Raw genomic sequence first — 7,513 nt, 5'->3', positions numbered from 1 at the left:
AGCAAGCTCCGCTCCCACAGGGACCGCGTCACACCGCAAACTCCGGATCAGCCCCGAACACTGTGGGAGCGGAGCTTGCCCGCGAAGCTTTTAGCGCCCTCAAGAACACCATCGCCGGCAAGCCGGCTCCTACAGGGACCATGTCACACCGCAAATCCTCGGTCAGCCCCCGACACTGTGGGAGCGGAGCTTGCCCGCGAAGCTTTTAGCGCCCTCAAGAACACCATCGCCGGCAAGCCGGCTCCTACAGGGGCCGTGTCACACCGCAAATCCTCGGTCAGCCCCCGACACTGTGGGAGCGGAGCTTGCCCGCGAAGCTTTTAGCGCCCTCAAGAACACCATCGCCGGCAAGCCAGCCCCCCCCACAATATAGAGCGGCGCAATCCCGGAGACTCGCATCGCTAGAAATGGCACTTCTATATAGAAGAGAACAGGGCACCTAGAGAACACCCGCCTCACGCAACGCCTCGACCACCTCAGGCGCCAGACCCAACACCCGCTGCAACACCTCCAACGTGTGCTCACCCAATAGAGGAGGAGCATTGCGATACTCCACCGGCGTCGCGGACATACGGATCGGACTCGCCACCTGGGGTACCAGTCCCGCCAAGGGATGCGGCAACTCCACCGCCAGGCCACGAGCCTGCACCTGTGGATCGGCAAACACCTGCGACAGATCATTGATCGGCCCACATGGCACTCCAGCCTGCTCCAACTGTGTCACCCACTCAGCGGTAGTCTTGAATACCGTCGCCTGGCGAATCAACGGAATCAGTACCGCCCGGTTGGCCACCCGCAACCTGTTGGTCGCAAACCGCGGATCGTCCGCCCACTGCGGCTGACCCGCCACCTCGGCGAACTTGCGGAACTGCCCGTCATTGCCCACCGTCAGGATGAAGTCGCCATCGGCCGTCGGGAAATCCTGATACGGTACGATGTTCGGATGAGCATTGCCCAAACGCTTGGGCGCCACTCCAGTGGTCAGGTAGTTCATGGCCTGGTTCGCCAGACATGCCACCTGGACATCCAGCAGCGCCATATCGATATGCTGGCCGCCACCGCCCTGATCGCGATGAGCCAGGGCCGCCAGGATGGCCACCGTCGAATACAACCCGGTCAGGATATCGGTCAGCGCTACACCCACCTTCACCGGCCCGGCCCCTTCATCACCCTCGGGTCGACCGGTCAGGCTCATCAGCCCACCCAGCCCCTGGATCATAAAGTCATAACCGGCACGCTTGGCGTAGGGCCCGGTCTGACCGAAGCCGGTGATCGAGCAATAGATCAGCTTCGGGTTGAGCACCTTGAGCGATGCATAGTCCAACCCATACGCCGCCAACCCACCAACCTTGAAGTTCTCGATCAGGATATCGGACTTGGCCGCCAGTTCCCGAACCAGGCGCTGCCCTTCGGGCTGGGTGAAATCGATGGTCACCGACTGCTTGTTACGGTTGGCCGACAGGTAGTAAGCCGCTTCCGTGGTGTTCTCGCCGTAGGCATCCTTCAGAAAGGGCGGACCCCAGGCGCGGGTATCGTCACCATTGCCCGGCCGCTCGACCTTGATCACCTCAGCCCCAAGGTCCGCGAGGATCTGCCCGGACCAGGGCCCGGCCAACACTCGCGACAAATCCAGCACTCGCAGATGCGATAGCGCGCCCATGAGCCAAGTTCCTTCTATTAATAGAACGCCTGGAGGCCGGTCTGGGCACGCCCGAGGATCAGCGCATGGACGTCATGGGTCCCTTCATAGGTATTCACCACTTCCAGGTTCACCAGGTGCCGGGCAATCCCGAACTCGTCGGAGATCCCGTTGCCACCGAGCATGTCGCGCGCCATACGGGCGATATCCAGGGACTTACCGCAGGAGTTGCGCTTCATGATCGAAGTGATTTCCACCGCCGCCGTGCCTTCATCCTTCATCCGCCCCAGACGCAGGCAGCCTTGCAAGGCGAGGGTGATTTCAGTCTGCATATCGGCCAGCTTCTTCTGGATCAACTGCGTCGCCGCCAAAGGCCGGCCGAACTGCTGGCGATCCAGGGTGTACTGGCGAGCGGTGTGCCAGCAGAACTCGGCAGCGCCCAGTGCCCCCCAGGAAATGCCATAACGCGCGGAGTTGAGGCAGGTAAACGGGCCTTTCAAGCCACGCACCTCAGGGAAGATGTTCTCTTCAGGGACAAACACGTTATCCATGACGATCTCGCCGGTAATCGAGGCCCGCAGACCGACCTTGCCATGAATCGCCGGAGCGCTCAGGCCCTTCCAGCCTTTCTCGAGCACGAAGCCACGGATATCGCCGGCGTCGTCTTTGGCCCAGACCACGAACACATCGGCGATCGGGCTGTTGGTGATCCACATCTTGCTGCCGCTCAGGCTGTAGCCACCGTCAACCTTGCGTGCACGGCAGATCATCGCGCCCGGGTCGGAACCATGGTTCGGCTCGGTCAGGCCAAAGCAGCCGATCCATTCGCCAGAAGCCAGCTTCGGCAGGTACTTCTGTTTTTGCGCCTCGGTACCGAACTCATTGATCGGCACCATCACCAGGGACGATTGCACGCTCATCATCGAGCGATAACCCGAGTCGACACGCTCGACTTCCCGGGCAATCAGACCGTAGCTGACATAGTTCAGCCCGCTGCCGCCGTACTCCACCGGAATGGTCGCGCCCAACAGGCCGACCTCACCCATTTCACGGAAGATTGCCGGATCGGTCTTTTCATGACGGAAGGCTTCGAGAACCCGCGGCGCCAGCTTGTCCTGGGCGAATTGCTCAGCCGTGTCGCGGATCATGCGCTCTTCTTCAGTGAGCTGTTGATCCAGCAGCAGGGGATCGATCCAGTTGAAGCTTGCCTTGGCGCCCATGGGTGAGTCCTCGTGAAGTCAGTGAAAAAGGTCTGGACTGATCCTAGGCGTCACCCGGCCATCCGGCAAACGAGGATTTCGCATACTATTGTGCTAATTTCTCACTCCGAAAAGCTTTCGACCGCTATTTAGCATCATCTTTAGTGAGGTTGTCGTACATGCGCCGCAAAATCCCCAGCACCACCGCGCTGATCAGCTTCGAAGCCGCCGCCCGCCACGAGAGCTTTACCAAGGCTGCCCAGGAGCTTTCCCTCACTCAAGGTGCCATCTGTCGACAGATCGCCAGCCTGGAGGAGTTTCTCGGCGTCGAGCTGTTCCGACGCTCCCGACGCGGGGTAAAACTGACTGAAGCCGGGCTTTCCTACAGTCGGCGGGTCGCCACCCAACTGGACGCGGTGGAACGCGACACGCTGTCGGTCATGGGCCAGCAAGGCGCCAACGTCATCGAACTGGCCGTGGTCCCGACCTTCGGCACCCAATGGCTGCTGCCCAGGCTCAAGGACTTCCAGCAACAACACCCGGAAGTCACCGTCAACCTGACCAACCGGACCCGCCCGTTTCTCTTCGCCGACACCGACTTCGATGCCGCGATCTACTTCGGCGATGCCGACTGGTCGGGCACCGAGTCCCATCGGTTGATGGGCGAAAATCCCATGCCGGTGTGCAGCCCAAGCCTGCTGGGCGACCAGCTGGGCCTGAGCGCGACACGGATCGCCGAGCTGCCGCTGCTGCAACAGACCACGCGCCCCTATGCCTGGCGCCAATGGTTCAACGCTCAGGAACTGAATGTGCCCCGTGACATGACAGGTCCGCGCTACGAGCTATTCTCCATGTTGGCCCAAGCAGCCATGCACGAGATGGGCGTCGCGCTGATTCCACCCTTCCTGATCCAGCGGGAACTGGAAGAGCGGCGCCTGGTGATCGCCAACCCCAGCGCGTTGTCCAGCATGAAGGCGTATTACCTGATGATTCCCGAGCGAAAGGTCGAATCGGCGTCCCTGCGTGCTTTTCGGGACTGGCTGGTGAACCAGGCACAAGGCTACAGCCTCCTGTCCTCAAGGTCTCCGGCTTTTAGCTGACTCTGTAGTCAACAACCCTTAGCACCTACAGATATAATAATATGTCGCTTTTAGGCAGACTGTACCGATGCCAAGAAATTTGGCACGAGAGTGCCTGCCAGCGGGGCTTGTAAGCTCTATTTCCGTCCAATACCGACTCATTCACGCCACCGATTCAAATTTTCTTCAACTCCAGCCAAAATCCTTGTGAGCCCCCTGTATCATTGGCTCACAGCGTTTCTCTGCGACATTTGGTCACAGAGTGACTTGTAGTTAATATTGCGTCACCTTTCAGAATATCTTGAAGGGTGTGGTTTTCACCTGCAAAATGCCGCGCCCCGCCGACAAATCCGGCGGGATCGTGCTGATCGGCCGCTCCAGATGCACCATCCGCAGTGCGCTGGCCTCTTATAAAAAAAGATCACGCAGGAGATTTGACGTGCACATTGGTGTTCCTCTCGAAACCCAGACGGGTGAAACGCGGGTTGCTGCAACCCCGGAAACCATCAAGAAGCTGATCGGCCAGGGTCATAAGGTCACTGTGCAAAGCGGCGCCGGCGTTAACGCCAGCGTTGTCGACAGTGCCTATGCGGCGGCAGGCGCCGCCATCGGCAGCGCCAGCGACGCCTTTGGCGCCGAGCTGATCCTCAAGGTGGTGGCGCCCAGCGACAGCGAACTGACGCTGATCAAACGCGGCACCGTCCTGGTGGGCATGCTCAATCCGTTCAACAACGAAACCCTCGCCAAGCTGGCCGAACACGGCATCACCGCCTTTGCCCTGGAGGCCGCTCCACGCACCTCCCGGGCCCAGAGCCTGGATGTGCTGTCGTCCCAGGCCAACATCGCCGGCTACAAGGCGGTGCTGCTGGCGGCCCATCACTACCCACGCTTCATGCCGATGCTGATGACCGCCGCGGGTACCGTGAAGGCCGCGCGCGTGCTGATTCTCGGTGCCGGTGTGGCCGGTTTGCAGGCGATCGCCACGGCAAAACGCCTGGGTGCGGTGATCGAAGCATCCGACGTGCGTCCTGCGGTAAAGGAGCAGATCGAATCCCTCGGTGCCAAGTTCGTCGACGTGCCGTATGAAACCGATGAAGAACGCGAATGCGCAGTCGGCGTCGGCGGTTATGCCCGGCCGATGCCCGCCAGCTGGATGCAGCGCCAGGCCCTGGCGGTGCACGAGCGCGCCAAACAGGCCGATATCGTCATCACCACCGCGCTGATCCCGGGTCGCAAGGCGCCGGTGCTGCTCAGCGCCGAAACCGTCGCACAGATGAAGCCCGGCTCGGTGGTCATCGACCTCGCCGCGGCGCAAGGCGGCAACTGCCCGCTGACCGTGGCGGATCAGGTGGTGGTCGAAAATGGCGTGACCATTTGCGGCCCGACCAACCTGGCCGGTGCAGTCGCGGCAGACGCCTCGGCACTGTACGCGCGCAACCTGCTGGACTTCCTGAAGCTGGTCTTCAACAAGGAAGGCCAATTCGAAGTGAACCTGGAAGACGACATCGTCGCCGCGTGCCTGATGTGCCGCGACGGCCAAGTCATCCGCAAAAACGCCTAAGCAGGGATTCAGACGATGGAAGAGCTTATCTCCCCCGGTATCTACAACCTGATCATCTTCGTACTGGCGATTTATGTCGGTTACCACGTGGTCTGGAATGTCACCCCCGCGCTGCACACGCCGTTGATGGCGGTGACCAACGCGATCTCGGCGATTGTCATCGTCGGCGCCATGCTGGCCGCCGCCCTGACCGTAACGCCGCTGGGCAAGACCATGGGCACCCTGGCGGTGGCCCTGGCAGCGGTGAACGTGTTCGGTGGCTTCCTGGTCACCCGCAGGATGCTTGAGATGTTCAAGAAAAAAGCCCCGAAAGCGGTAAAAGAAGAGGCGTCCAAGTAATGAGCATGAATCTCGTCACGACGCTCTACTTGATCGCGTCGATCTGCTTTATCCAGGCCCTCAAGGGCTTATCGCACCCGACCACCTCGCGGCGCGGCAATTTGTTCGGCATGCTCGGCATGGCCTTGGCGATCCTCACCACCATCGGCCTCATCTATAAGCTCGGCGCGGAACTGGCGACTGCGGGCATCGGCTACGTCATCGTCGGCCTGCTGATCGGCGGCAGCGCCGGTTCGATCATGGCCAAGCGGGTCGAGATGACCAAGATGCCGGAGCTGGTCGCCTTCATGCACAGCATGATCGGCCTGGCGGCTGTGTTTATCGCCATCGCCGCAGTGGTCGAGCCTCAATCCCTGGGCATCGTCAAACAGCTGGGCGACTCGATTCCGCCGGGCAATCGCCTGGAGCTGTTCCTCGGCGCCGCGATCGGTGCGATTACCTTCTCAGGTTCGGTGATCGCCTTCGGCAAGCTCTCGGGCAAGTACAAATTCCGCCTGTTCCAGGGCGCACCGGTACAGTTTGCCGGACAGCACAAGCTGAACCTGCTGCTGGGCCTGGCCACCCTGGGTCTTGGCCTGACCTTCATGTTCACTGGCAACCTCAACGCCTTCGCCCTGATGCTGGCCCTGGCTTTTGTGATGGGCGTGCTGATCATCATCCCGATCGGCGGCGCCGACATGCCGGTGGTGGTGTCGATGCTCAACAGCTACTCCGGCTGGGCGGCGGCGGGGATCGGCTTTTCGCTGAACAACTCGATGCTGATCATCGCCGGCTCGCTGGTGGGCTCAAGTGGTGCGATCCTCTCGTACATCATGTGCAAGGCAATGAACCGCTCGTTCTTCAACGTGCTGCTCGGTGGCTTCGGCAACACGGCCGACGCAGCGGGCCCGGCCGGCTCGAAGGAAGCCCGACCGGTGAAATCCGGTTCGGCGGATGACGCCACCTTCCTGCTGACCAACGCCGACACCGTGATCATCGTCCCCGGCTACGGCCTGGCGGTGGCCCGGGCACAGCACGCGCTCAAGGAGCTGACCGAGAAGCTGACCCACCGTGGCGTGACCGTGAAGTACGCGATCCACCCGGTGGCCGGCCGCATGCCCGGGCACATGAACGTCTTGCTGGCCGAGGCTGAAGTACCTTACGACCAGGTGTTCGAGATGGAAGACATCAACTCCGAGTTCGGCCAGGCCGACGTGGTACTGGTGCTGGGCGCCAACGACGTGGTCAACCCGGCGGCGAAAAACGATCCGAAGTCGCCGATTGCCGGCATGCCGATTCTCGAGGCCTTCAAGGCCAAGACCATCATCGTCAACAAGCGCTCCATGGCCAGCGGCTATGCCGGCCTGGACAACGAGCTGTTCTACCTCGACAAGACCATGATGGTCTTCGGCGACGCGAAGAAAGTCATCGAGGACATGGTCAAGGCTGTCGAGTAGAAGCTTGCGGTGACACAAAAGGCCAACCCTCAGGGGCTAATTCAGGCAAGGCCGAGCACAATCCCTGTGGGAGCAGAGCTTGCTCGCGAAGAAGCCCGTGAGACCGCTAAAAGCTTCACGGCTATGCGGCGACCCGACAAGCAGCGCCTCCCACAGGTGTGCGTTCAAGCTCATGAACACAACATTGCGCCGTTGCCGCGATGGGTGCCCGGCATCCTTGCCTACTAAGGATTGCCTCGCACTCACCGCCGCCTTTAAAG

At 61.2% G+C, this 7,513-nt stretch carries 6 protein-coding genes; 4 read left to right on the top strand and 2 right to left on the bottom strand.

The genetic code is table 11. The features are described from left to right. Window positions 1-439: 439 nt before the first annotated feature. Both M5B99_RS29075 and M5B99_RS29070 read right to left on the bottom strand, forming a co-directional pair. Complete coding sequence (locus M5B99_RS29075; protein WP_248807374.1) at window positions 440-1,660, bottom strand: CaiB/BaiF CoA transferase family protein; 1,221 nt, start codon at window positions 1,658-1,660, stop codon at window positions 440-442. A 17-nt stretch (window positions 1,661-1,677) separates the two neighbouring features. Next, window positions 1,678-2,859, bottom strand: a complete 1,182-nt coding sequence (locus tag M5B99_RS29070) for an acyl-CoA dehydrogenase (protein ID WP_248807373.1) — start codon at window positions 2,857-2,859, stop codon at window positions 1,678-1,680. Window positions 2,860-3,017: 158 nt separating this feature from the next. On the opposite strand from M5B99_RS29070, the gene M5B99_RS29065 reads away from it, so the two are divergent. The 4 genes from M5B99_RS29065 (at window position 3,018) to M5B99_RS29050 (ending at window position 7,253) form a co-directional block, all read left to right on the top strand. Further along, window positions 3,018-3,938 carry a LysR family transcriptional regulator gene (locus M5B99_RS29065; RefSeq protein WP_248807372.1) on the top strand — a complete coding sequence of 307 codons (921 nt, stop codon included), beginning with the start codon at window positions 3,018-3,020 and terminating at the stop codon, window positions 3,936-3,938. A 418-nt stretch (window positions 3,939-4,356) separates the two neighbouring features. Beyond that, entirely contained in the window at window positions 4,357-5,478 is a 1,122-nt protein-coding gene (locus M5B99_RS29060) for a Re/Si-specific NAD(P)(+) transhydrogenase subunit alpha (protein ID WP_248807371.1), read from the top strand. 15 nt (window positions 5,479-5,493) lie between these two features. Then, entirely contained in the window at window positions 5,494-5,817 is a 324-nt protein-coding gene (locus M5B99_RS29055) for an NAD(P) transhydrogenase subunit alpha (protein WP_017335806.1), read from the top strand. Continuing rightward, complete coding sequence (locus M5B99_RS29050; protein ID WP_248807370.1) at window positions 5,817-7,253, top strand: NAD(P)(+) transhydrogenase (Re/Si-specific) subunit beta; 1,437 nt, start codon at window positions 5,817-5,819, stop codon at window positions 7,251-7,253. The genes M5B99_RS29055 and M5B99_RS29050 overlap by 1 nt, the downstream gene beginning before the upstream one ends. Window positions 7,254-7,513: the final 260 nt, after the last annotated feature.

It is taken from the genome of Pseudomonas sp. MWU13-2100 (assembly GCF_023242365.1).
Lineage (GTDB): Bacteria > Pseudomonadota > Gammaproteobacteria > Pseudomonadales > Pseudomonadaceae > Aquipseudomonas.
The sequence above is the reverse complement of the archived record's forward strand: the minus strand, read 5'-3'. Positions and strand labels throughout refer to the sequence as shown.

What these genes read in the sequence shown, in the direction of transcription:
- M5B99_RS29065 (WP_248807372.1), top strand. Translation starts at nt 3,018, where the DNA reads ATGCGCCGCAAAATCCCCAGCACCACCGCGCTGATCAGCTTCGAAGCC.
- M5B99_RS29050 (WP_248807370.1), top strand. Translation starts at nt 5,817, where the DNA reads ATGAGCATGAATCTCGTCACGACGCTCTACTTGATCGCGTCGATCTGC.
- M5B99_RS29070 (WP_248807373.1), bottom strand. Translation starts at nt 2,859, where the DNA reads ATGGGCGCCAAGGCAAGCTTCAACTGGATCGATCCCCTGCTGCTGGAT.
- M5B99_RS29075 (WP_248807374.1), bottom strand. Translation starts at nt 1,660, where the DNA reads ATGGGCGCGCTATCGCATCTGCGAGTGCTGGATTTGTCGCGAGTGTTG.
- M5B99_RS29055 (WP_017335806.1), top strand. Translation starts at nt 5,494, where the DNA reads ATGGAAGAGCTTATCTCCCCCGGTATCTACAACCTGATCATCTTCGTA.